General features: G+C 56.2%; 14 protein-coding genes. 5 read left to right on the top strand and 9 right to left on the bottom strand.

Going from position 1 to position 21,989, the window contains the following annotated elements; translation table 11 throughout:
• The first annotated feature begins 298 nt into the window (after window positions 1–298).
• The 3 genes from cadB (at window position 299) to dtpD (ending at window position 5,477) form a co-directional block, all read left to right on the top strand.
• The gene (gene cadB, locus SIK69_RS05455; protein ID WP_319627982.1) at window positions 299–1,624 is read left to right on the top strand and encodes a cadaverine/lysine antiporter; all 1,326 of its coding nucleotides are present in this window, start codon (window positions 299–301) and stop codon (window positions 1,622–1,624) included.
• A gap of 81 nt (window positions 1,625–1,705) precedes the next feature.
• The gene (cadA, locus tag SIK69_RS05450) at window positions 1,706–3,847 is read left to right on the top strand and encodes a lysine decarboxylase CadA (RefSeq protein ID WP_319785609.1); all 2,142 of its coding nucleotides are present in this window, start codon (window positions 1,706–1,708) and stop codon (window positions 3,845–3,847) included.
• Window positions 3,848–4,019: 172 nt separating this feature from the next.
• Window positions 4,020–5,477, top strand: a complete 1,458-nt coding sequence (gene dtpD / locus SIK69_RS05445) for a dipeptide permease DtpD (protein ID WP_319785608.1) — start codon at window positions 4,020–4,022, stop codon at window positions 5,475–5,477.
• Between the two features lie 66 nt (window positions 5,478–5,543).
• On the opposite strand, the gene glnB is transcribed toward dtpD, so the two are convergent.
• From glnB to purL, 5 genes are all read right to left on the bottom strand, one after another.
• The gene (gene glnB / locus SIK69_RS05440) at window positions 5,544–5,882 is read right to left on the bottom strand and encodes a nitrogen regulatory protein P-II (RefSeq protein WP_002914032.1); all 339 of its coding nucleotides are present in this window, start codon (window positions 5,880–5,882) and stop codon (window positions 5,544–5,546) included.
• Window positions 5,883–5,946: 64 nt separating this feature from the next.
• Window positions 5,947–7,284: a two-component system response regulator GlrR gene (glrR, locus tag SIK69_RS05435; protein ID WP_319627979.1), complete on the bottom strand. Its 1,338-nt coding sequence runs from the start codon at window positions 7,282–7,284 to the stop codon at window positions 5,947–5,949.
• Window positions 7,281–7,997, bottom strand: coding sequence for a two-component system QseEF-associated lipoprotein QseG (gene qseG, locus SIK69_RS05430; RefSeq protein ID WP_374941325.1), 717 nt, complete (start codon window positions 7,995–7,997; stop codon window positions 7,281–7,283). The genes glrR and qseG overlap by 4 nt, the downstream gene beginning before the upstream one ends.
• Entirely contained in the window at window positions 7,994–9,430 is a 1,437-nt protein-coding gene (gene qseE, locus SIK69_RS05425) for a two component system sensor histidine kinase QseE/GlrK (RefSeq protein WP_319785607.1), read from the bottom strand. The genes qseG and qseE overlap by 4 nt, the downstream gene beginning before the upstream one ends.
• Before the next feature lie 549 nt (window positions 9,431–9,979).
• Window positions 9,980–13,867 (bottom strand): phosphoribosylformylglycinamidine synthase, encoded by a 3,888-nt coding sequence (gene purL, locus SIK69_RS05420; protein ID WP_319785606.1) that lies wholly within the window; start codon window positions 13,865–13,867, stop codon window positions 9,980–9,982.
• Between the two features lie 256 nt (window positions 13,868–14,123).
• On the opposite strand from purL, the gene mltF reads away from it, so the two are divergent.
• Entirely contained in the window at window positions 14,124–15,671 is a 1,548-nt protein-coding gene (mltF, locus tag SIK69_RS05415; protein ID WP_319627975.1) for a membrane-bound lytic murein transglycosylase MltF, read from the top strand.
• On the opposite strand, the gene tadA is transcribed toward mltF, so the two are convergent.
• Both tadA and yfhb read right to left on the bottom strand, forming a co-directional pair.
• Entirely contained in the window at window positions 15,665–16,198 is a 534-nt protein-coding gene (gene tadA / locus SIK69_RS05410) for a tRNA adenosine(34) deaminase TadA (protein ID WP_319627974.1), read from the bottom strand. The two genes, mltF and tadA, sit on opposite strands and share 7 nt — an antisense overlap.
• Window positions 16,199–16,218: 20 nt before the next feature.
• Window positions 16,219–16,890, bottom strand: a complete 672-nt coding sequence (yfhb, locus tag SIK69_RS05405) for a phosphatidylglycerophosphatase C (protein ID WP_374941364.1) — start codon at window positions 16,888–16,890, stop codon at window positions 16,219–16,221.
• Between the two features lie 222 nt (window positions 16,891–17,112).
• Between yfhb and SIK69_RS05400 the strand changes: the two genes are divergently transcribed.
• Entirely contained in the window at window positions 17,113–17,961 is an 849-nt protein-coding gene (locus tag SIK69_RS05400; protein WP_319627972.1) for a MurR/RpiR family transcriptional regulator, read from the top strand.
• 38 nt (window positions 17,962–17,999) lie between these two features.
• On the opposite strand, the gene potE is transcribed toward SIK69_RS05400, so the two are convergent.
• The gene (gene potE, locus SIK69_RS05395; protein ID WP_319785603.1) at window positions 18,000–19,424 is read right to left on the bottom strand and encodes a putrescine-ornithine antiporter; all 1,425 of its coding nucleotides are present in this window, start codon (window positions 19,422–19,424) and stop codon (window positions 18,000–18,002) included.
• 33 nt (window positions 19,425–19,457) lie between these two features.
• Window positions 19,458–21,761 carry an Orn/Lys/Arg family decarboxylase gene (locus SIK69_RS05390; protein ID WP_319785602.1) on the bottom strand — a complete coding sequence of 768 codons (2,304 nt, stop codon included), beginning with the start codon at window positions 21,759–21,761 and terminating at the stop codon, window positions 19,458–19,460.
• Window positions 21,762–21,989 lie beyond the last annotated feature (228 nt).

Raw genomic sequence — 21,989 nt, 5'->3', positions numbered from 1 at the left:
ATATTGTTATCTTTTTTAGCCAAAACCCGCCTGTCCGCAACAGAACCGCAACTCAGTAAAGCATGGGTAAATATTTGTAAAACAAACATATTTATCTCTTCCTGATATCAACATGTCATCCTGATGTGTTAACGACAAAAGGTCAGGATGTCATTTGTCTGATGTTTGCGATTACTTCACTTTATCTTTAGGACTTCTCTGCTGGAGATCATTAACCTTGAACTCAGTCGGTCGAGTCATTAGCAATTTATGAGTCATGATTCGGTCCTCCCAATTTAATATCAGGAGAATACAAACCATGAGTTCTGCCAAAAAGATCGGGCTATTTGCCTGTACCGGTGTGGTAGCCGGTAATATGATGGGGAGTGGGATTGCATTATTGCCTGCGAACCTCGCCGGCATCGGTGGCATTGCCATCTGGGGCTGGGTCATCTCTATTATTGGTGCAATGTCTCTGGCGTATGTATATGCCCGACTGGCCACCAAGAATCCTCAGCAGGGTGGTCCTATTGCGTATGCGGGTGAAATATCCCCGGCATTCGGTTTCCAGACCGGTGTCCTTTATTATCATGCCAACTGGATTGGTAATCTGGCCATCGGCATTACCGCCGTTTCCTATCTTTCTACTTTCTTCCCGGTATTAAATGATCCGGTTCCAGCGGGGATCGCCTGTATTGCTATCGTGTGGGTTTTCACCTTCGTGAATATGCTCGGCGGAACCTGGGTCAGCCGACTGACCACCATTGGTCTGGTGCTGGTGCTAATCCCGGTTGTGGTCACGGCGGTGATCGGCTGGCACTGGTTTGATATGGCCACCTATCAGGCGAACTGGAACACCTCGCAGACCACTGATTATCACGCGGTTATCAAAAGTATTCTGCTGTGCCTGTGGGCCTTCGTCGGCGTGGAATCTGCGGCGGTGAGCACCGGGATGGTGAAAAACCCGAAACGTACCGTACCGCTGGCAACCATGCTCGGGACCGCGATGGCGGGTGTGATTTATATTCTTGCCACTCAGGTGATTTCCGGTATGTATCCGGCATCTGAAATGGCCGCCTCCGGTGCGCCGTTCGCGATCAGCGCCTCCACCATTATGGGCAGCTGGGCTGCGCCGATGGTATCCGCCTTTACCGCTTTCGCCTGCCTGACCTCACTGGGCTCGTGGATGATGCTGGTCGGCCAGGCCGGTGTACGTGCCGCCAATGACGGCAACTTCCCGCAGGTGTATGGCGAAGTTGATGCCAACGGGATCCCGAAAAAAGGCCTGCTGCTGGCCGCCGTGAAAATGACCGCACTGATGATCCTCATCACCGTAATGAACTCCAGCGGCGGTAAAGCCTCTGACCTGTTCGGTGAATTAACCGGGATCGCCGTGCTGCTGACCATGCTGCCTTACTTCTACTCCTGCGTTGACCTGATTCGTTTCGAAGGCGTCAACGTTCGCAACCTGGCAAGCCTGGTGTGTTCCGTCCTCGGCTGCGCGTTCTGCTTCATCGCCCTGATGGGTGCCAGCTCCTTCGAATTGTCCGGCACCTTCATTGTGAGCCTGATAATCCTGATGTTCTATGGCCGCAAAATGAACCAGCGCGAACACCGCGACGACAACGCCGCCAGCGCCCACTAAGCCCTAACCCCCTTTCTCTGGCTCCTCTCTTCACCTGTCACACCGTGGCGGGAGGGGCCTTCTACGCCTGGAGAGTCGACTATGAACGTTATTGCCATCATGAATCACATGGGTGTCTACTTTAAAGAAGAGCCTATCCGTGAACTGCACCGCGCCCTTGAGCGCCTGGATTTCCGCATCGTTTACCCTAACGACCGCGAAGATTTACTCAAACTTATCGAGAACAATGCCCGTCTGTGCGGCGTGATTTTCGACTGGGACAAATACAACCTTGAGCTGTGCGAAGAGATAAGCAAGCTGAATGAGTACATGCCGCTGTATGCGTTCGCCAACACCTACTCAACCCTCGACGTCAGCCTGAATGACCTGCGGATGCAGGTGCGCTTCTTTGAATATGCGCTGGGTGCGGCAGAAGATATCGCGGCGAAAATTCAGCAGAACACCGATGAGTACGTCGACACTATTCTGCCTCCGCTGACCAAATCACTGTTCAAATATGTGCGTGAAGGTAAATACACCTTCTGTACCCCGGGCCATATGGGCGGCACCGCATTCCAGAAAAGCCCGGTCGGTAGCCTGTTCTATGATTTCTTCGGCTCCAACACCATGAAGTCTGACGTGTCGATTTCTGTGTCTGAACTTGGCTCCCTGCTCGACCACAGCGGCCCACACAAAGAAGCGGAAGAGTATATCGCCCGCGTGTTCAACGCCGAGCGCAGCTATATGGTGACTAACGGCACATCCACCGCCAACAAGATTGTCGGTATGTACTCCGCCCCGGCGGGCAGCACCGTGCTCATCGACCGTAACTGCCATAAGTCGCTGACCCATCTGATGATGATGAGCAACATCACCCCGCTCTATTTCCGTCCAACCCGTAACGCCTACGGGATCCTGGGCGGTATTCCGCAGAGTGAATTCCAGCACGCGACCATCGCCAAACGGGTGAAAGAAACGCCGAACGCCACCTGGCCGGTACACGCGGTTATCACTAACTCCACTTACGATGGCCTGCTGTATAACACCGACTACATCAAGAAAACCCTGGATGTGAAATCGATTCACTTCGACTCCGCCTGGGTGCCTTACACCAACTTCTCACCGATTTATGCCGGCAAAAGCGGCATGAGCGGTGGCCGTGTGGAAGGGAAAGTGATTTACGAAACCCAATCTACGCACAAACTGCTGGCGGCGTTCTCCCAGGCATCGATGATCCACGTGAAAGGGGATGTCAATGAAGAGACCTTTAACGAAGCCTACATGATGCATACCACCACCTCTCCGCATTACGGGATCGTGGCCTCCACCGAAACCGCAGCGGCGATGATGAAAGGTAACGCCGGTAAGCGCCTGATCAACGGCTCTATCGAACGTGCTATTAAGTTCCGCAAAGAGATTAAGCGTCTGAAAGGCGAATCCGAAGGCTGGTTCTTCGACGTCTGGCAGCCGGAGCATATCGACGGGGCGGAATGCTGGCCGCTGCGCTCTGACAGCGCATGGCACGGTTTCAAAAACATCGATAACGAACACATGTACCTGGATCCTATCAAAGTCACCATCCTGACGCCGGGCATGAAAAAAGACGGTTCGATGGACGACTTCGGTATTCCGGCCAGCATCGTGGCGAAATACCTCGACGAGCGCGGGATCGTGGTTGAGAAAACCGGTCCGTACAACCTGCTGTTCCTGTTCAGCATCGGTATCGACAAAACCAAAGCGCTGAGCCTGCTGCGCGCGCTGACCGATTTCAAACGTGCGTTCGACCTGAACCTGCGGGTGAAAAATCTGCTGCCTTCACTGTACAGCGAAAACCCTGAATTCTACGAGAACATGCGTGTTCAGGATCTGGCGCAGAACATTCACAAACTGGTTGAGCATCACAACCTGCCGGACCTGATGTTCCGTGCGTTTGAAGTGCTGCCAAAAATGGTGATGACCCCGTACGACGCGTTCCAGAAAGAGCTGCACGGTGAAACCGAAGAGGTGTATCTGGAAGAGACCGTGGGCCGCGTGAATGCCAACATGATCCTGCCGTATCCTCCTGGAGTTCCGCTGGTGATGCCAGGTGAAATGATCACCGAAGAGAGCCGCCCGGTACTGGAGTTCCTGCAGATGCTGTGCGAAATCGGTGCCCATTATCCGGGCTTCGAAACCGACATCCACGGCGCTTATCGCCAGGCTGACGGGCGTTACACCGTTAAAGTGCTGAAAAACAGCAAATAAGAAACGAGGGAAGTGGCTTGCCACTTCCCTTTTTGCCGGGAGGCGCTGCGCTTACCCGGCCTACGAATTTTTACCCCGTGGCCCGATCATTGCGGCCAACGAAATATCCACCCCGTAGGCCCGCACAAGCGCAGCGCCGCCGGGCAACTCTGACAACGCGCAGGGAGACCACATGCAAACACCCTCACAACCGCGCGCGATTTACTACATCGTGGCGATTCAAATCTGGGAATACTTCAGCTTCTACGGCATGCGTGCCCTGCTCATTCTTTACCTCACCCACCAGCTCGGCTTTGACGACAGCCATGCTATCGGCCTGTTCAGCGCTTACGCCTCTCTGGTTTATGTCACCCCTATTCTCGGCGGCTGGATTGCCGACCGCCTGCTCGGTAACCGCGTGGCGGTAATTGCCGGTGCCCTGTTGATGACGTTGGGCCACATCGTGCTAGGCCTCGAATCCGACAGCACCATGAGCCTGTACCTGGCGCTGGCGATCATCATCTGCGGCTACGGCCTGTTTAAATCCAATATCAGCTGCCTGCTCGGTGAACTGTACGACGCCAATGACAGCCGTCGCGACGGCGGATTCTCGCTGCTGTATGCCGCGGGGAACGTCGGGTCTATCGCCGCACCGATTGTCTGCGGCCTGGCGGCGCAGTGGTACGGCTGGCACGTCGGCTTTGCGCTGGCGGGGATTGGCATGTTTATCGGGCTGATGGTGTTCCTCAGCGGGCACCGCCACTTCCGCAACACCCGCGGCGTTAATAAACCGGCACTACAGGCCAGGCGTTTTGTGCTGCCAACCTGGGGTTGGTTGCTGGTGATGCTGTGCCTTGCCCCGGTGTTCTTCACCCTGTTGCTGGAAAGAAACTGGGCCGGTTATCTGCTGGCGGCGGTGTGTCTGATTGCCGCGCAGATGGTGGCGCGGATTATGATTGCCTCACCGCAGCATCGCCGCGCCCTGTGGCAAATTGTGTGGCTGATGCTGGCCGGGACACTCTTCTGGGTGCTGGCCCAGCAGGGCGGCAGCTCCATTAGCTTGTTCATCGACCATTTCGTCGACCGGCGCTGGCTGAACGTTGAGGTGCCTACCGCGCTGTTCCAGTCGGTGAACGCGGTAGCGGTGATGGCAGCGGGCGTGATTCTGGCATGGCTGGTGCGTCCGGGCGGCAGCTCTGCCCTGCGGGTGTGGCTGAAGTTTGCCTTTGGCCTGACGCTGATGGGGGCGGGATTTATGCTGCTGGCACTAAACGCGCATCAGAGCCAGCTGCACGGTCATGCGTCGATGAGCATGATGGTCGCGGGTCTGGCGCTGATGGGATTTGCCGAATTGTTTATCGACCCGGTCGCGATGGCGCAGATCACGCGCCTGAATATGCCGGGCGTAACCGGAGTGCTGACCGGCATCTATATGCTCGCCACCGGGGCCGTTGCCAACTGGCTGGCGGGCATGGTCGCGCAGCAAACGACCGAAGCGCAAATCAGTGAAACCGCCGTCGCCGCCTACGGGCACTTCTTTGCGCAAATGGGCGAATGGACGCTGGGCTGTGTGACGGTGATCCTGCTGATTATTGGGGTCAGGAGAGTGCTTGGAAATTCTGCGCTGCGAATGGCCGCCAGCGAGGACTAACGCTGTTCGCTGCCCGCGGAACGTGGCGGGCAGCGACATCACGCCCCGGGGAGAGGCGCGCGAACATCAGATTGCCGCGTCGTCTTCTTCGCCGGTACGGATACGAATCACGCGGGCTACGTCAAAGACGAAAATCTTGCCGTCGCCGATTTTGCCGGTCTGCGCCGTGCGGATAATGGTATCCACGCAGGTATCGACGATATCATCGGTCACCACGATTTCAATTTTCACCTTCGGCAGAAAATCGACCATGTATTCCGCGCCACGATACAGCTCGGTATGACCTTTCTGACGACCAAAGCCTTTCACTTCCGTTACCGTCATCCCGGTGATGCCGACTTCCGCCAGCGCTTCACGCACATCATCGAGTTTGAAGGGTTTAATAATCGCATCAATCTTTTTCATGGTTTCCTGTCTTATCCGCGTAACCGGTTGCTTACCCTATCATAACGTTGGAGCGCATGCCGGGCTACTCTTTAAAATCGTTGGCGTCGAGTTCGTGGCGCGAGAGCAATTTGTAGAATTCCGTGCGGTTGCGTCCCGCCATTCGCGCGGCGTGGGTGACGTTGCCCTTGGTGATTTGCAGCAGTTTGCGCAGATAGTTCAGCTCAAACTGATTGCGTGCTTCGACAAAGGTCGGCAAGGCGGTGTTCTCGCCCTCCAGTGCCTGCTCGACCAGCGCATCGCCAATCACCGGGGAAGACGTTAAGGCCACGCACTGTTCGATAACGTTCACCAGTTGGCGCACGTTTCCCGGCCAGTTGGCGGTCATCAGCCGCTTCATCGCATCGGTCGAAAACGCGCGCACGAACGGCTTATGGCGATCGGCGGACTGGCGCAAAAGATGATTCGCCAGCAGTGGGATATCTTCGGTTCGCTCGGCAAGCGTGGGAATTTTCAGGCTCACCACGTTCAGACGATAGAACAAATCTTCACGGAACTCGCCGCGCGCCATTGCTTTGGGCAAATCGCGGTGGGTGGCGGAAACGATCCGCACGTTGATGTCGATATCGCGATTGCTGCCGAGCGGGCGAATTTTGCGTTCCTGTAACACGCGCAGCAGTTTGACCTGTAACGGAGAGGGCATATCGCCAATCTCATCAAGGAACAGCGTGCCGCCCTCTGCCGCCTGGAACAGCCCTTCGCGATTGCTGACCGCACCGGTAAACGCCCCGCGCGCATGACCAAACAGTTCCGATTCCAGCAGCTGTTCCGGCAATGCGCCGCAGTTAATGGCAATGAACGGGTATTTCCCTCGCGGACTGGCGTTGTGGATCGCCTGGGCGAAAATCTCTTTCCCGGTGCCGCTCTGGCCATTGATCAGTACGCTAACGTCCGACTGCGCCACCATCCGCGCCTGTTCCAGCAGACGCAGCATCACCGGGCTGCGGGTCACAATGGATTCCCGCCACTGATCGTCGCCCGCCGCGGCGGTATGCACCAACGCCTCATCAATGGCCTTGTACAGTGCGTCTTTATCGACCGGTTTGGTCAGGAAGCTGAATACGCCCTGCTGGGTGGCAGTGACCGCATCGGGAATCGAACCGTGGGCGGTGAGAATGATCACCGGCATCCCCGGCTGCACTTTCTGGATCTCGGCGAACAGTTGCAAGCCGTCCATTTCATCCATTCGCAGATCGCTTATCACCAGATCTATTTTTTCCCGCGCCAGAACGCGCAGACCTTCCAGCCCGCTTTCTGCCGTAACCACCGAAAACCCTTCGCTGGTCAGGCGCATCCCGAGCAGCTTCAGCAGACCGGGATCGTCATCGACCAGTAATAGGTGTGCGGGCTTGCGTCCTGTCATGGCTTGTCCTCTGCGGCGGGGGCGTCTTTGGACGCAGATGATGGGTCAGATGAATGCCCCGAATCCGGGCTAAAGCTGCTGCCCGCCGGTTTCCGGCTGGAGAGCTGCCGTTCGATATCGGTCAGGTTCTCCAGCTTGCGGGTGGTGAGCTCGAGCTGGCTGCTCAAATGCTGCTGCTGTTGGCGCAGAATTTCCAGCTCGGCGTCAGAGGACTGCTGCAACTTGCTGTAGCGCGAACGTTCCTCGGAGAGCTGTAACAGCGACGCCTGGCCATCTCGCCAGACCTGATACAGCGGTCGCACCTGAGACGGGATCTGAGCACTAAAACTGTCGAGCCGGTTGACCGCTTCACGTCGTTCCACCGGGGTAATTTTGGCGTTGTCGAGCAAAATGCCGCGACGGAAGGCATCTTGCCAGCTGTCTTCGCTGTGCAGGCGAGCTTCGGTGCGCGCTATCTCTGGCGACAGACGCTCAGAACAGTCCATGCTGCGCAGCCAGTAGAGCGGATTTTTATCCGTGGTTTCACCGTGTAATGACCAGACATCCATACAGTCGGTCGAGAGAAAATCGGCCACCTGCTGCTGCGGCAGTTTTTCCTCATCGCTGGCATTGGCGGCATGTTGCGTAGAGGTGCATCCGGCCAGCAATAAACAGGACGCTCCGGCCAGTAGCGAAAGTAATTTGGGGGACATATTCACCAGACATTGCTTCATTTAATGGGTTTATCCGTGTCTGAAAGAGAGAGCGTGATGCGGAAACAAACGTAGCCTTCCGGCGCATCCACCAGTTGCAGGGTTCCCCCCATCCGGCGGATGCAATCCCGGGCGATACTCAATCCCAGTCCGCTTCCCTTCACAGCCCCTTTACGTTGATGACTGCCCTGATAAAAAGGCTCAAAAATCATGGTCTTTTCAGCATCCGGGATCGGTGTCCCGCTGTTCTCAACCTCAAGAAAAATCGAATTGCCCTGCTGATGGCTACGCAGATAAATGCTACCGGATCCACTGCCGTAGTGCACCGCGTTGGAGTAGAGATTATCCAGGGCGCTCATCAGCAGCATCGGCTCGGCCCAGCACACGTCAGCGGCGAGTTGAACACGGGTATGCATCATTTTAGCTCTTGCCGGCAGACTGTGGGCGGATACCACCATTTCTACCAAGGGTGACAGCTCAACCTTTTCCATCTCGACCGGACTGTCAGCCAGTTTACGGTTGTAATCCAGCAGTTGTTCAATCAGTTTTTGCAGATTGCGACTGCTGTCATCCAGAATCGATACCACTTCTTCTTGCTCCGGCGTGAGCGGGCCGACGACCCGATCGGCCAGCAACTCGGTGCCTTCACGCATACTGGCGAGCGGCGTTTTTAACTCATGAGAGAGATGGCGTAAAAATTGATGGCGCTGGGACTCCAGCCAGGAAAGACGTTCGCTCAGCCAAATGATGCGCTGCCCGACGGAACGCTGCTCGCGAGGGCCGGTAAACATCACCGCACTGCCGAGCGATTTACCTTCCCCTAAGCGATTAATCATCCGCTGAATGCCTTTCACCGGGCCGATAATCATCCGCGTAAACAGCACCATCATGGTCAGGCTGACGAGGAACAGCACCAGCGCCTGCCAGCCAAAGAATTGGCCACGTTCGGCAATTTCCTGTTGCAGCTGCTGCCCACGGGAAAACACCACCGTGCGCGTGGCCTGCACCAGGTCGGTATTGGCGGAGGCAAACGCCTCCAGCGCCGCAGCGGATTTGTCATCCGGGCCGCTGTTTTTACAGCGCAACTCCGCCAACGCGTTCAGATCCTGGCGCAGGGCCAGATAAAGTTTGTCATCCGGCAACACGCCCGCATGGGCATCGAGCATGTCGGTGTAGCGTTTGCGCTGCCCCTGATAAACCTTGGCCAGCATGGCGTCGTCCAGAACGCAGTATTGCCGATAGCTGCGCTCCATTTCCAGCGCGATGTTGGTCATCGCTTCGCTGCGTCGCGCGTCAATCAGCGTCGTGCGGTTGGTCTGCGCCGCCTGGGCGCTGAGCGCATTCAGGCTCTGCCATGCCTGCCACGCCAGTACCAACAGCGGCAACAGAATGAGTAGAAATGACAGCATGACCAACTGGCGCAGCGAGCGGGGAAAAAGAGACCAGCGTTTCAATGAGTTCGCCCTTACACATGAGAGTAAAAGCAGGGTAACTGAGGAAAGGCTTCGGATACAACAACGCCGGGCATAACCCGGCGTTGTTATTGAATAAGGCGGTGCCTAACTCCACGTTTCGCCCGATGGTTGATATAGCTAAGCTGATATCAGATGTTGGACGGCAGGCACCTGTTTGTGCGTCATTCGAGGTTTATGTAGCGCGTCCCGAAGGGGCTGACATAAGAAGGTGAATGAGCCACTGAGCAGTATTATGCAGTAAGCGTGCCATAAAGCAAAATGTATTATTAAACGTTTGATACAAAAGTGTTTTGTAGTTATTAACGGATGGGTTTGAAATGTGTGTTTTTTCGTCACACTGTCGCTATAAAGAGACGCATTCGAAGCGGTAAATTATAACCCGATAAATATCATCAACATAAATGTCACCTTTTGACGACACCTGAAAACCACATCTGTCGCCATTTTCCGACACTGTTGTTGCCCGGTGTCACAAATAAAAAAGCCTCCCTTTAACAGGAAGGCTTTACAGCGAGCGTGCGGGAAAAATTAACCCAGCTGTTTACGCGCGTTGCGGAAGATGCGCATCCACGGACTGTCCTCGCCCCAGTCTTCCGGGTGCCAGGAGTTGGCCACCGTGCGGAACACACGTTCCGGGTGCGGCATCATCAGGGTGACGCGCCCGCTTTCGCTGGTCACTGCGGTGATCCCGTTCGGGGAACCGTTCGGATTCGCCGGGTAGTTCTGCGTCACGTTGCCGAAGTGGTCAACGAAGCGCAGCGCCACCAGCCCTTTGCTTTCAAGCTGCGCCAGATGCGCGCCGTCACGGACTTCCACCCGGCCTTCGCCGTGGGATACCGCGATTGGCATCTGCGACCCGACCATCCCCTGCAACAGCAGCGACGGACTCTGTGTGACTTCCACCAGGCTGAAACGCGCTTCAAAACGGTCAGAATGGTTGCGCACGAAGCGTGGCCACAGGCTGCTGCCTGGGATCAGGTCACGCAGATTGGACATCATCTGACAGCCGTTACATACCCCCAGCGCCAGGGTCTGTGGACGATGGAAGAAGGTTTCAAACTCATCGCGAACGCGTTCGTTGAACAGAATCGATTTCGCCCAGCCCTCGCCCGCGCCCAACACGTCGCCGTATGAGAAGCCACCGCAGGCTACCAGCGCCTGGAAATCGTTTAGCCCGGTACGACCGGCAAGCAGGTCGCTCATGTGGACGTCGATAGCATCGAAGCCCGCACGGTGGAACGCCGCGGCCATTTCGACGTGGGAGTTCACACCCTGCTCACGCAGCACCGCCACTTTCGGGCGGGCACCTTTGGCAATATACGGCGCGGCAACATCGTCGTTAATGTCGAAGGTGAGTTTTACGTTGAGGCCCGGATCGTTGTCGTTGCGCTTGGCGTCGTGTTCCTGATCGGCACACTCCGGGTTATCGCGCAGTCGCTGCATCTGCCAGGTTGTTTCTGCCCACCACATACGCAGCGTGGTACGGCTTTCGCTGTATACCGAATGACTGCCAGCGGTGATGACAAAGCGATCGCCCTCGGTGGCTTTGCCGAGGAAATGCACGCAGTCGTTCAGACCATGGGTGGCGAAAATGCTCTCAACTATCTCGCGGTCCTGGGCGCGAATCTGAATCACGCCGCCCAGCTCTTCGTTAAACAGCGCGGCGAGTTTGTCTTCTCCCAGCGCAGCGATGTCCACTTCCACGCCGCAGTGGCCGGTGAAAGCCATCTCAGCCAAAGTCACCAGCAGGCCACCGTCGGAGCGGTCATGCCAGGCCAACAGTTTGCGCTCAGCCACCAGCACCTGCATCGCATCCCAGAAGCCTTTCAACTGTTCAACGCTGCGCACGTCTGCGGTTTTATCCCCGAGCTGGCGGTAAACCTGCGCCAGCGCCGTGGCACCCAGCGCGTTGTGGCCTTTACCAAGGTCAATTAACAGCAAGGCGTTGTCTTCGGTCGAAAGCTGTGGGGTGACGGTGCGACGCACGTCTTCCACTCGGGCAAAGGCCGAGATCACCAGAGACAGCGGGGAGGTCATTTCGCGCTGCTCACTGCCTTCCTGCCAGCGGGTTTTCATCGACATTGAGTCTTTCCCAACCGGAATGGTCAGACCCAGCGCCGGACAAAGCTCTTCCCCGATGGCTTTCACCGCCGCGTACAGGCCCGCGTCTTCACCCGGGTGCCCTGCCGCGGCCATCCAGTTTGCCGACAGCTTGATACGTTTAAGGTCGCCGACCTGGGTGCCAACGATATTGGTCAGCGCTTCACCGACCGCCAGACGGGCTGACGCCGCGAAGTCCAGCAGCGCAACCGGCGCACGTTCGCCAATCGCCATCGCTTCGCCATAGTAGCTGTCGAGGCTGGCGGTGGTGACCGCGCAGTTAGCCACCGGGATCTGCCACGGGCCGACCATCTGATCGCGGGCGACCATGCCGGTTACCGTCCGGTCACCGATGGTCACCAGGAAGGTTTTCTCTGCCACCGTGGGCAGATGCAGTACGCGATTCACCGCCTCGGCGATGGTGATATTCTGCCGGTCCAGCGCATCACCAGTGGCGTTCAGCGTGGCGACATCCCGGGTCATCTTCGGCGTTTTGCCGAGCAGAACATCCAGCGGCAGGTCAATAGGCTGGTTGTCGAAATGGGTGTCGCTCAGGCTCAGATGCATCTCTTCGGTCGCGTCACCAATCACCGCGTACGGGGCGCGTTCACGACGGCACAGCTCGTCAAACAGCGGCAGTTGTTCAGCGGCCACGGCGAGCACATAGCGCTCCTGAGATTCGTTACACCAGATTTCCAGCGGGCTCATGCCCGGTTCATCGCTGAGGATATCGCGCAGGTTGAAGCGCCCCCCGCGTCCGCCGTCACTCACCAGCTCCGGCATGGCGTTGGATAACCCACCTGCGCCCACGTCATGGATGAACAGGATCGGGTTGGCGTCGCCAAGCTGCCAGCAACGGTCGATCACTTCCTGACAGCGACGTTCCATTTCCGGGTTGTCGCGCTGAACCGAGGCAAAATCCAGATCGGCATCAGACTGGCCGGACGCCATCGAGGAGGCCGCCCCACCGCCGAGACCGATATTCATCGCCGGGCCGCCGAGGACAATCAGCTTCGCACCGACATTGATCTCGCCTTTCTGCACATGATCGGCGCGAATGTTGCCGATCCCACCCGCCAGCATGATCGGCTTGTGGTAGCCACGCAGCTCTTCGCCGTTATGGCTGTTCACTTTCTCTTCGTAGGTACGGAAGTAGCCATTCAGCGCCGGGCGACCAAATTCGTTGTTGAACGCCGCCCCGCCCAGTGGGCCGTCGGTCATGATATCCAGTGCGGTGACGATGCGATCCGGTTTACCGAAATCTTCTTCCCACGGCTGTTCAAAGCCAGGTATGCGCAGGTTGGAAACGGAGAAGCCCACCAGCCCGGCTTTCGGCTTCGCGCCGCGCCCGGTAGCGCCTTCATCACGGATTTCGCCGCCGGAACCGGTGGCTGCACCCGGCCACGGAGAGATGGCGGTCGGGTGGTTATGCGTTTCGACCTTCATCAGAATATGCGCCGCTTCCTGGTGGAAGTCGTAGCGCTTGCCGTCATGGGAGGCATAGAAGCGCCCCACTTCCGAGCCTTCCATCACCGCGGCGTTGTCTTTATAGGCAGACAGCACGTGTTCAGGGTTTTTCTCGAAGGTGTTCTTGATCATCTTGAACAGCGACTTCGGCTGCTGTTGGCCATCAATCACCCAGTCGGCGTTGAAGATCTTATGACGGCAGTGTTCAGAGTTCGCCTGCGCGAACATATACAGCTCGATGTCGTTCGGGTTGCGGTTGAGCTTAGTGAACGCCTCGTGCAGATAATCGATTTCATCTTCCGCCAGCGCCAGGCCGAGACGCTGATTGGCCTCCACCAGCGCCTGACGCCCTTGTCCCAGCAGATCGACGCTGGCAACCGGGGTCGGTTGATGATGGGCAAACAGGTTTTCCGCATCCGGTAGCGCACCAAAGACGGTTTCCATCATACGGTCGTGCAGCTCTGCCGAGACCAGGCTCCATTGAGCATCGGTCAGGGTGGAGGCTTCAACGTAATACGCTACGCCGCGCTCGAGGCGTTCAATCTGGGCCAGGCCGCAGTTGTGGGCGATATCAGTTGCTTTTGAAGACCAGGGGGAGATGGTGCCAGGACGGGGGGTGACGAGCAGTAATTTTCCGGCGGGGGTATGGCTGCTGAGGCTGGGGCCATACTCCAGCAAGCGAGCCAGTCGGGCATGTTCCTCGTCTGAAAGCGACGCGTTCAGACTCGCGAAGTGCACGTACTCGGCATAGATGTTGCTGACCGGAAGGTTGGCTGCCTGAAAGCGTGCCAGCAGTTTGGTAATACGAAATGCAGACAGTGCAGGCGAACCACGCAGAATTTCCATCATAAGTCTCTCGTCTTCTGGGTTTCAGTGTGCGCAATGGCGGAAAACGGGCGTCATTATAGAGGATCCAGAGCAGCGACGTAACCGTTTGCGTCAAAATAAAATCGTCGCTGCGTTTTACCAACCGATGCGGCCAATCGCATGAATAGGTTGCCAACTGTCGCTTGTTTAAGCAAAATGCCGCTCATTCTGTAGTGCCCCTAAACTTTAACATGGTAACTATTGCCTGAGATCGCTCTCATCACAGAGAATTAACTAATTGAAAAAATTAAAGATTAATTATCTGTTTATCGGCATTGTCACCCTGCTACTGGCAGCGGCGCTATGGCCTTCTGTTCCCTGGTTCAGTAAACCAGAGAACCGCATCGCCGCCATTCAGGCGCGCGGTGAGCTGCGCGTCAGTACCGTGGTCTCTCCCCTGACGTTCGCCAACATCCATGAAAAAGATTACGGACTCGACTACGAACTGGCTCAGCAGTTCGCCAATTATCTCGGTGTTAAGCTGAAAGTCACCGTTCGTCAGAACATCAGCCAGTTGTTTGATGACCTCGATAATGGTCGCGCCGATATGCTGGCCGCCGGGCTGGTCTACAACAGCGAACGCGTCAAAAGCTATCAGGCCGGACCGGCCTACTATTCGGTTTCTCAGCAGTTGGTGTACCGCAAAGGGAGCCTCCGCCCGCGCTCGCTGGATAACCTCACCGCCCAACAGCTGACCATTGCGCCGGGGCACGTGGCGATTAACGACCTGCAGGCGCTGAAAGCAACAAAGTACCCGGACCTGAACTGGACCGTCGACGATAAGCGCGGCAGCGTGGAGCTGATGGAAGACGTTATCGACGGCAAGCTCGATTACACCATTGCCGACTCGGTGGCGATCAGCCTGTTCCAGCGCGTACATCCGGAGCTGGCGGTGGCGCTGGATATTACCGATGAACAGCCGGTGACCTGGTTCAGCCTGAAGGACAGCGATAACACCCTCCCCGCAGCGATGCTCGATTTCTTCAATGACATTAATGAAGACGGCACCCTGGCGCGACTGGAAGAGAAGTATCTCGGCCACGGTGACGATTTCGATTATTTCGATACCCGAACCTTCCTGCGCGCGGTGGATAACCTGCTGCCCGACCTGCAGCCGCTGTTCCAGAAATACGCCAGTGAGATTGACTGGCGTCTGCTGGCGGCGATAGCGTGGCAGGAATCGCACTGGGATCCGCTGGCAACCTCGCCCACGGGAGTGCGTGGCATGATGATGCTGACCAAAAATACCGCCCAAAGCCTTGGCCTTACCGACCGGACCGACGCCGAACAGAGCGTCAGCGGCGGGATGCGCTATCTGCAGGATATGATGGATAAGGTGCCGGATACGGTGCCGAAAGAAGAAAAAATCTGGTTTGCGCTGGCGGCATACAACATGGGCTATGCGCATATGCTCGACGCCCGGGCGTTAACCGCCAAGCAGAAAGGCAACCCGGACAGCTGGGCAGACGTAAAGCAGCGTCTGCCGCTGCTCAGTCAGAAACCCTACTACACGCGCCTGACCTACGGTTACGCGCGCGGGCATGAAGCCTACGCCTATGTGGAAAACATCCGTAAGTATCAGATAAGCCTGGTGGGGTATCTGCTGGAGAAAGAAAAGAAAGAGGCGCTGGAGCGGGAGTATGCACAGGATTACCCTGCGGTCAGGCCGGGCGAGTTAAATCATACCAGCCTCGGCGTGCTGCCGTTTATCTCGCTGCACACCGAGCGCAGCGGTCAAATTGAAGTGAAACACCCGAATACGCTGGTGGATATTCTGCGTCACTGAGGCTGGGCGGCACGCTTGAGGGCCTTTTTCTGCTCACGGCGATGCCGGAAGAAATCGCTTAGCATCGACGAGCAGCTTTCCGCGAGCACGCCTTCGGTAATCTCTACCCTGTGATTCATGCCCGGATGATGCAGGACGTCAATCAGTGAGCCGGCCGCCCCCGTTTTCGCATCCCGCGCACCAAACACCAGCTGGCCAATCCGGCTATGCACCATCGCCCCGGCGCACATAACGCACGGCTCAAGGGTGACATACAGCGTGGTGTCGATTAAACGGTAGTTCTGCAATACCAGCCCGCCCTGACGCAGGGCCATAATTTCAGCATGGGCGGTCGGATCATGACGCCCAATCGGTCGGTTCCAGCCTTCGCCAATGACCTGATTCTGATGAACCAGCACCGCGCCGACCGGCACTTCCCCTTCATCCCAGGCTCGCTGGGCGAGAGTAAGCGCGTGACGCATCCAGTGTTCGTGGTTCAATTCATTGTCAGACACAGCGGCTACTCCGGTAGAAAAAGCGGGGCGCATTATACACAGCGGGGCGGGCTTTATTCTAGCTGTTGCAGTTCACCGCTCGGCGTCACCCGCCACCGGTGCTGGCAGAAATAGAGCAGCGGGTTGTCCTGATTGCTGTCGCTGTAGCCGCTGAACAGCCGCAGCGGGGTGCCAATTTTTTTCTCCAGCTGCGCCACTTTTTCATGACCCAGACAACGCAGCGTCAACACCCAGCCGCCATATCGGCGCTCGGTCATGCTGGCAATGAGATTCACGCGCGGCAACCATAGCGTGTCGACGTACACCTGCTCCACCAGCGATTTTGGCGAACCGGTGATCAGCCAGACGTCAGCATCGGAGCTGGTCAGATATTCCGTGAGGCGCTGGTGCACCACCGGGAAAGCGGTCACGTGTCCACGGAACCACTGCACGAACTGCGCTTCGATGGCCTTGAGCCGTACTTCACTGTGCCCAAAGGTTGCGGCCCACAGCAGCAGGCTCATCGGCCAACGCGCCGCCCGGCCTTTCACCAGCAGTGCTATGCCAATCACCGGCAAGAGCGGAAGCACCAACAGCGCGTTGAGCGGATTGTGGCGCAACAGATAGCGTAAAAAGCTGCCAAACATATCCTGCTGATGCAGCGTGCCATCCAGGTCAAAAAACACTACCCGACGCGAATTACTTACCAAACTGTTCTCCTTCAAAGGTGAGCGCGTATGAGTCATTCCTGTTAACAAGCCTAACAGCCATAACCTCACATTTCCAAAAACGATACTGATTGCGCCTTTCCCTTAGGATGCAGACAGCGTATCCTTTTGATTAGAATGATGAATCGGCTAAGAATGCAGCACATTTTCCTACACTTGCGTAAGTGCTTGCTTCACAATCCCCTATAATCAAAGACAAATTTCTGACAGACGGCCACGAAATAGCCCTCTGGAGAACCCATGAACTGTTTGATTCGCATCCGTCAGCGCTACTCTGGTCTCGCGCAAAGTGACAAAAAACTGGCGGATTTTATCCTGAACCAGCCAGACGAGGCACGTCACCTCAGCTCTCAACAGTTAGCGAGCCTGGCGGGCGTTAGCCAGTCCAGCGTGGTGAAGTTCGCCCAGAAGCTAGGATTCAAGGGATTTCCGGCGCTTAAACTGGCACTGAGCGAGGCGCTGGCCAGCAATCCTCATCCGCAGTCGGTGCCGGTACATAATCAGATCCGTGGCGACGATCCGCTGCGCCTGGTGGGCGAGAAGCTCATTAAGGACAACGTGTCGGCGATGCACGCCTCGCTCGATGTGAATACCGAAGATAAGCTGAGGGAAAGCATCGGCCTGCTGCGCAGCGCGCGCCGCATTGTGGTGACCGGGATTGGTGCGTCGGGTCTGGTGGCGCAAAACTTCAGTTGGAAGTTGATGAAGATTGGCTTTAACGCTGTCGCCGAACAGGATATGCACGCCCTGCTCGCCACCGTGCAGGCGATGACCTCAGACGATTTGCTGCTGGCTATCTCGTATTCCGGGGAACGGCGCGAAATCAATCTGGCGGCAGACGAGACGCTGCGGGTCGGCGGCAAGATTCTGGCGATCACCGGCTTCTCACCTAACGCGTTACAGCAACGGGCCAGCCATTGCCTGTATACCATTGCGGAAGAACTGGCGACGCGCAGCGCGGCCATTTCCTCCACCAGCGCGCAAATGATGCTCACCGATTTACTGTTTATGGGACTGGTGCAGCAGGATCTGGAACATGCCCCGGACCGGATCCGCCACAGTGAAGCGCTGGTTAAAAAACTGATATAAACGGGCCGCAGTCAACTCTGGACTGAGCCCGCTGAGGTTTAAAGATCGCGGTACGGTCTTGCCGGTACGTCTTCCTCGCCGGTGATGACGCGATCCGGATGCTCGAGCTGTTCGCCTTTCACAAACCGCGCGCTGACCGCCCCAAAGAGGGTGAAGCCGAGAATGGTCGCCACGCCGCCGTACATCAACGCCTTGTCACCCGAGTTCATCAGTGCAAAGTAACTGTAGGCGGCCCCGACCCCGGCAATCGCATTGTTGATCAGCGCCTGCCGTCGCGGTGCCTTGTGGATAGCCTGGATAGTCACCAGCGCTGCCATCGACAGAATGTACGGCACCAGGTTGGTGACTACCGATAGATCAACCACCGCCGAGAACTGCTCCGACACCCCAACATTGCTTGATGCCAGATGATGTGCCCAGCCGTATCGCGTGCCGTCTGAACTGGCCGGAATAGAGAACCAACTCAGCACGGTCTGGATAGCCAACAGGATGAGCATTCCGGCGATCGGCGTGCCGTGCTTATTGGTTCTGGCAAATATTTTCACGAAGTAGCCGACGTCAGCTGAGCTTTTAAACACCTGGGCGGTGGTGAACTGCCAGCCCAACAGCGAGCCGATACAGGCGATGATCATCAGCGCTGTGACGATATTACCCACCATCGGCGTGAACATGGTGGCAAATACCAGGCCGAAAGGTGCGCTGGAGTTCACCAGCGCGGCATTCGGGATGATGCCGCCAATGACGTTAGTCGAAACGATGTAGATGATCGCCGAGCCGAGAGTCCCGAACAGCACCGCAATTGGCACGTTCTTCTGAGGATTTTCAACCGCATCGCTGTTGGCACAGGCCGATTCAAGCCCTAAAAACGCCCACAGGGTCACCGCCACCGATGAGCCCGCCGCACCAAACAGGCTGCTGTTATGCGGGTTCCAGCCTGCGGCGTAGATTTCCGGCTTGAACCAGAACCAGCCCACCGTTGACACCACCACCACCGGGGCTATCACTCCCCACACCGTGACAGCGCCAATTTTACCGGTGATGCTCGCCCCACCAAAGTTAGCGAAGGTGGTTATCCATAACAGCCCGATGGTCATTAGACCAATCTGCAACGGGTTAGGATTAATATGGAACAAGCCGATAATGTAACCCACTGCCGTTATCGAAATCGCCACGTTACCGATGACTATCGCCACGCCGTAGGTGTAGTTGGCAATATAGTTCCCGGCTTTGCCGAAGGCATATTCAGCATATCCGCCCATCCCCCCCGGTTTATTACTCATGGTGCCGCAGCAGGCAAAAGCCCACGCCAGTGCCATCGAGCCAGTGGCGGTCACCAGCCATGAGACGATGGAGATATTTCCCACCTGCGCCAGCTTGGTCGGTAACAAAATAATCCCCGACCCCAGCATGTTTATCGCGGTTAACATCGTTAACTGCGTGACGCTCATCTTTTTAATCGCCATAGTTTTTCTCCGTACTACACTGATGTTGCCGCGTTATTTGCTGGATTTCAGGCACTGCACGTAATAAGTTCCGTCTTCGTTTTCCACGCCATGGATATCATGGCCAAAGCCTGGAAAGCGCTGGTCCCACAGCTGCAGAATTTGAAGATAGCGAATGTAGGGACTGGATTTACCACCGGCGCTTTCCCCCGGCATGATCATCGGGATCCCCGGTGGATAAGGCACCACGCCGGTCGCCAGAATGCGGTCGTAGAGATTATCCACGCTGACGATTTCGATATCGTTATGCACCAGTTTGACGTAGGCCTCCGCCGGGGTCATGACCGGTTCCGGTAAGGTAGTAAAGGCTTCCGCTTGCACATGGGTAAATCCGGTTTCCTTGAAGAAGGCGAACATTTCATCGGCGAGGGTTTTTAAGCCCTTGCCCTTATATTCCACCGGACACGCATTTTCATGGGGATACAACACCTGCTCGACCGGGATATTGCCATCGTAGGCATCTTTAAATTTAAGCAGGGCGTTAATCAACGTGCCGTACTTGCCTTTGGTGATGCCCAACGAGAACAGGAACAGGATGGTGAAATCGGTGGTTTTTTCGACCTGAATCCCGCGCTGGCTGAGGAAGGCGGTGACCAGCGTAGCGGGGATCCCGGTTTCTTCCAGTGAGCCGTCGGTCGCTACACCGGGCATCACCACCGACACTTTGATTGGGTCAAGCATGCAGTACCCGTCTTCGATACCGCGGAAGCCGTGCCATTCATCCCCGGCGCGCAATTCCCAACAGCGTGGGTCGCTGACCAGCAGTGAAATCGGCGCATCTTCAAACGACACTTTTTTGCCCGTTTCCGGGTCAGTGACGAAATCAGCGTTCCAGGTCGAGAAGAACCAGTCTGTGTTTTCCTGTAAATCACGGCGAATACGGCGAACAGCCTTACGGAAACGCACCGCTTCGGTAATGGATTCGGTGGTCAGGAATTTGCCGCTCTGCCCGCGCATCATTTCTGCGGATACTTCGTTAGCCATGATGATCGGGTAGAGCGGCGAGGTGGATGCATGCATCATGTAGGATTCGTTAAATCGCGAATGCGGCACCGGGTTGCGCCCATCACGTACGCCGATAAGCGACGCCTGTGAAAGCGCGGCCAGCAGTTTGTGCGTGGAGGTGGTGGTGAAAATCGTCGGCAGGTCACGCGGATAATCTTCGGGTTCACCGTACATACCGAAACGGTCGGCGTACAGCGGGTTAAAGCGCGCGTAACCATACCAGGCCTCATCAAAGTGAATACGGTCCACGCTGGCATCTAACTGTTTAACCACCGTCGGCACGTGATAGGTCAGGCCGTCATAGGTCGAGTTGGTGATGATCGCATGTAGCGCCTTTTGATTTTTATCCTTCGCCAGCGGGTTGCGGGCGATGGCCTGTTTAATTTCGTGCTCGCTGAGCGTGTTGGCGTACACCGGCCCGATAATCCCGAGATAATTTCGCGACGGCATCAGATAGGTCGGCACTACGCCGGTCATGGTCAGCGCCTGCTCGGTTGACTTGTGCGCGTTGCGGTCACAGAGCGCGTAGTCCCCGCGCGCCACCGAGGACATCATGATCACACGGTTCGACATCGACGATCCGTTGGTGACGGTATAGGCACGGTCAGCACCGAACACCCGGGCACAGAATTTTTCACTTTCGCCAATTGGGCCGCTGTGATCCAAAAGAGAACCGAGTTCCCCAACCGAAATAGAGAGGTCTGAACGCAGAAGGTTTTCACCAAAATAATCGTGAAATGCGCGCCCAACGGCAGACTTCATAAATGCAGTGCCGCCCGCGTGGCCCGGCGTGTGCCATGAATATTCATATTTTTGTGCGAACTCAAAAATAGCCCGCGTTAACGGTGGGACTATTTTTTCCCGGTAGGATAAAATTGCGGAATGCACTCGTCCGGCAAGGAAATAAGGCGTATCTTCCTGAATCCAAATCAGCTCATCGGTTTCACGCATTATTTCATGCGTTAAATTCTCGCCCTGCCGATTATCCAACAATAAAAATAAGGGAACCGCCTGGCTTTTACTGCGCAGAGAGTGAATGACTTTTTTTGCCGATTCATTATGCTGCTCATCGTCACTCATTACCCAGTCGAGTAACACCAGTTCTATCGTCGCATCATTGTGCAGCACGGCAGCCGCATCATCGGCAGAGTCCGCCAGGATAGTGGTAATACCTTTGATATTGAGTTCTTTGAGCAGAGTGGCTATCGAGTCGTTGACCACGCCGACATGGCTGGCACTGTTATGAACAATTAAGGCTTTTAAATTTATAATTCTTTCACCGCGAACTTCCATGATTACCTCCGCTGTCGAATCACTCCCCGAAAAAATAAATGCGTTAACCGGGGCGTCGATAAAACGCCTGCCATAAACATAAAGCGCTACGTATTATTAAAGTAAACTACATTGACACTCTGGCTACAGCATACCTGTAGAGTAATGAGGATATATGATAACTATCACTGAATAATTATATTTTAATGTTAGCAGGGCGTAAGCGAAAAGTGTAACGGCGTGATAATA

The organism is Scandinavium lactucae, assembly GCF_033843265.1.
GTDB classification, from domain to species: Bacteria; Pseudomonadota; Gammaproteobacteria; order Enterobacterales; family Enterobacteriaceae; genus Scandinavium; species Scandinavium lactucae.
The sequence above is the reverse complement of the archived record's forward strand: the minus strand, read 5'-3'. Positions and strand labels throughout refer to the sequence as shown.

What these genes read in the sequence shown, in the direction of transcription:
- cadB (WP_319627982.1), top strand. Translation starts at nt 299, where the DNA reads ATGAGTTCTGCCAAAAAGATCGGGCTATTTGCCTGTACCGGTGTGGTA.
- cadA (WP_319785609.1), top strand. Translation starts at nt 1,706, where the DNA reads ATGAACGTTATTGCCATCATGAATCACATGGGTGTCTACTTTAAAGAA.
- dtpD (WP_319785608.1), top strand. Translation starts at nt 4,020, where the DNA reads ATGCAAACACCCTCACAACCGCGCGCGATTTACTACATCGTGGCGATT.
- glnB (WP_002914032.1), bottom strand. Translation starts at nt 5,882, where the DNA reads ATGAAAAAGATTGATGCGATTATTAAACCCTTCAAACTCGATGATGTG.
- glrR (WP_319627979.1), bottom strand. Translation starts at nt 7,284, where the DNA reads ATGACAGGACGCAAGCCCGCACACCTATTACTGGTCGATGACGATCCC.
- qseG (WP_374941325.1), bottom strand. Translation starts at nt 7,997, where the DNA reads ATGAAGCAATGTCTGGTGAATATGTCCCCCAAATTACTTTCGCTACTG.
- purL (WP_319785606.1), bottom strand. Translation starts at nt 13,867, where the DNA reads ATGATGGAAATTCTGCGTGGTTCGCCTGCACTGTCTGCATTTCGTATT.
- tadA (WP_319627974.1), bottom strand. Translation starts at nt 16,198, where the DNA reads ATGCGCCCCGCTTTTTCTACCGGAGTAGCCGCTGTGTCTGACAATGAA.
- yfhb (WP_374941364.1), bottom strand. Translation starts at nt 16,890, where the DNA reads ATGACTCATACGCGCTCACCTTTGAAGGAGAACAGTTTGGTAAGTAAT.
- SIK69_RS05400 (WP_319627972.1), top strand. Translation starts at nt 17,113, where the DNA reads ATGAACTGTTTGATTCGCATCCGTCAGCGCTACTCTGGTCTCGCGCAA.
- potE (WP_319785603.1), bottom strand. Translation starts at nt 19,424, where the DNA reads ATGGCGATTAAAAAGATGAGCGTCACGCAGTTAACGATGTTAACCGCG.
- SIK69_RS05390 (WP_319785602.1), bottom strand. Translation starts at nt 21,761, where the DNA reads ATGGAAGTTCGCGGTGAAAGAATTATAAATTTAAAAGCCTTAATTGTT.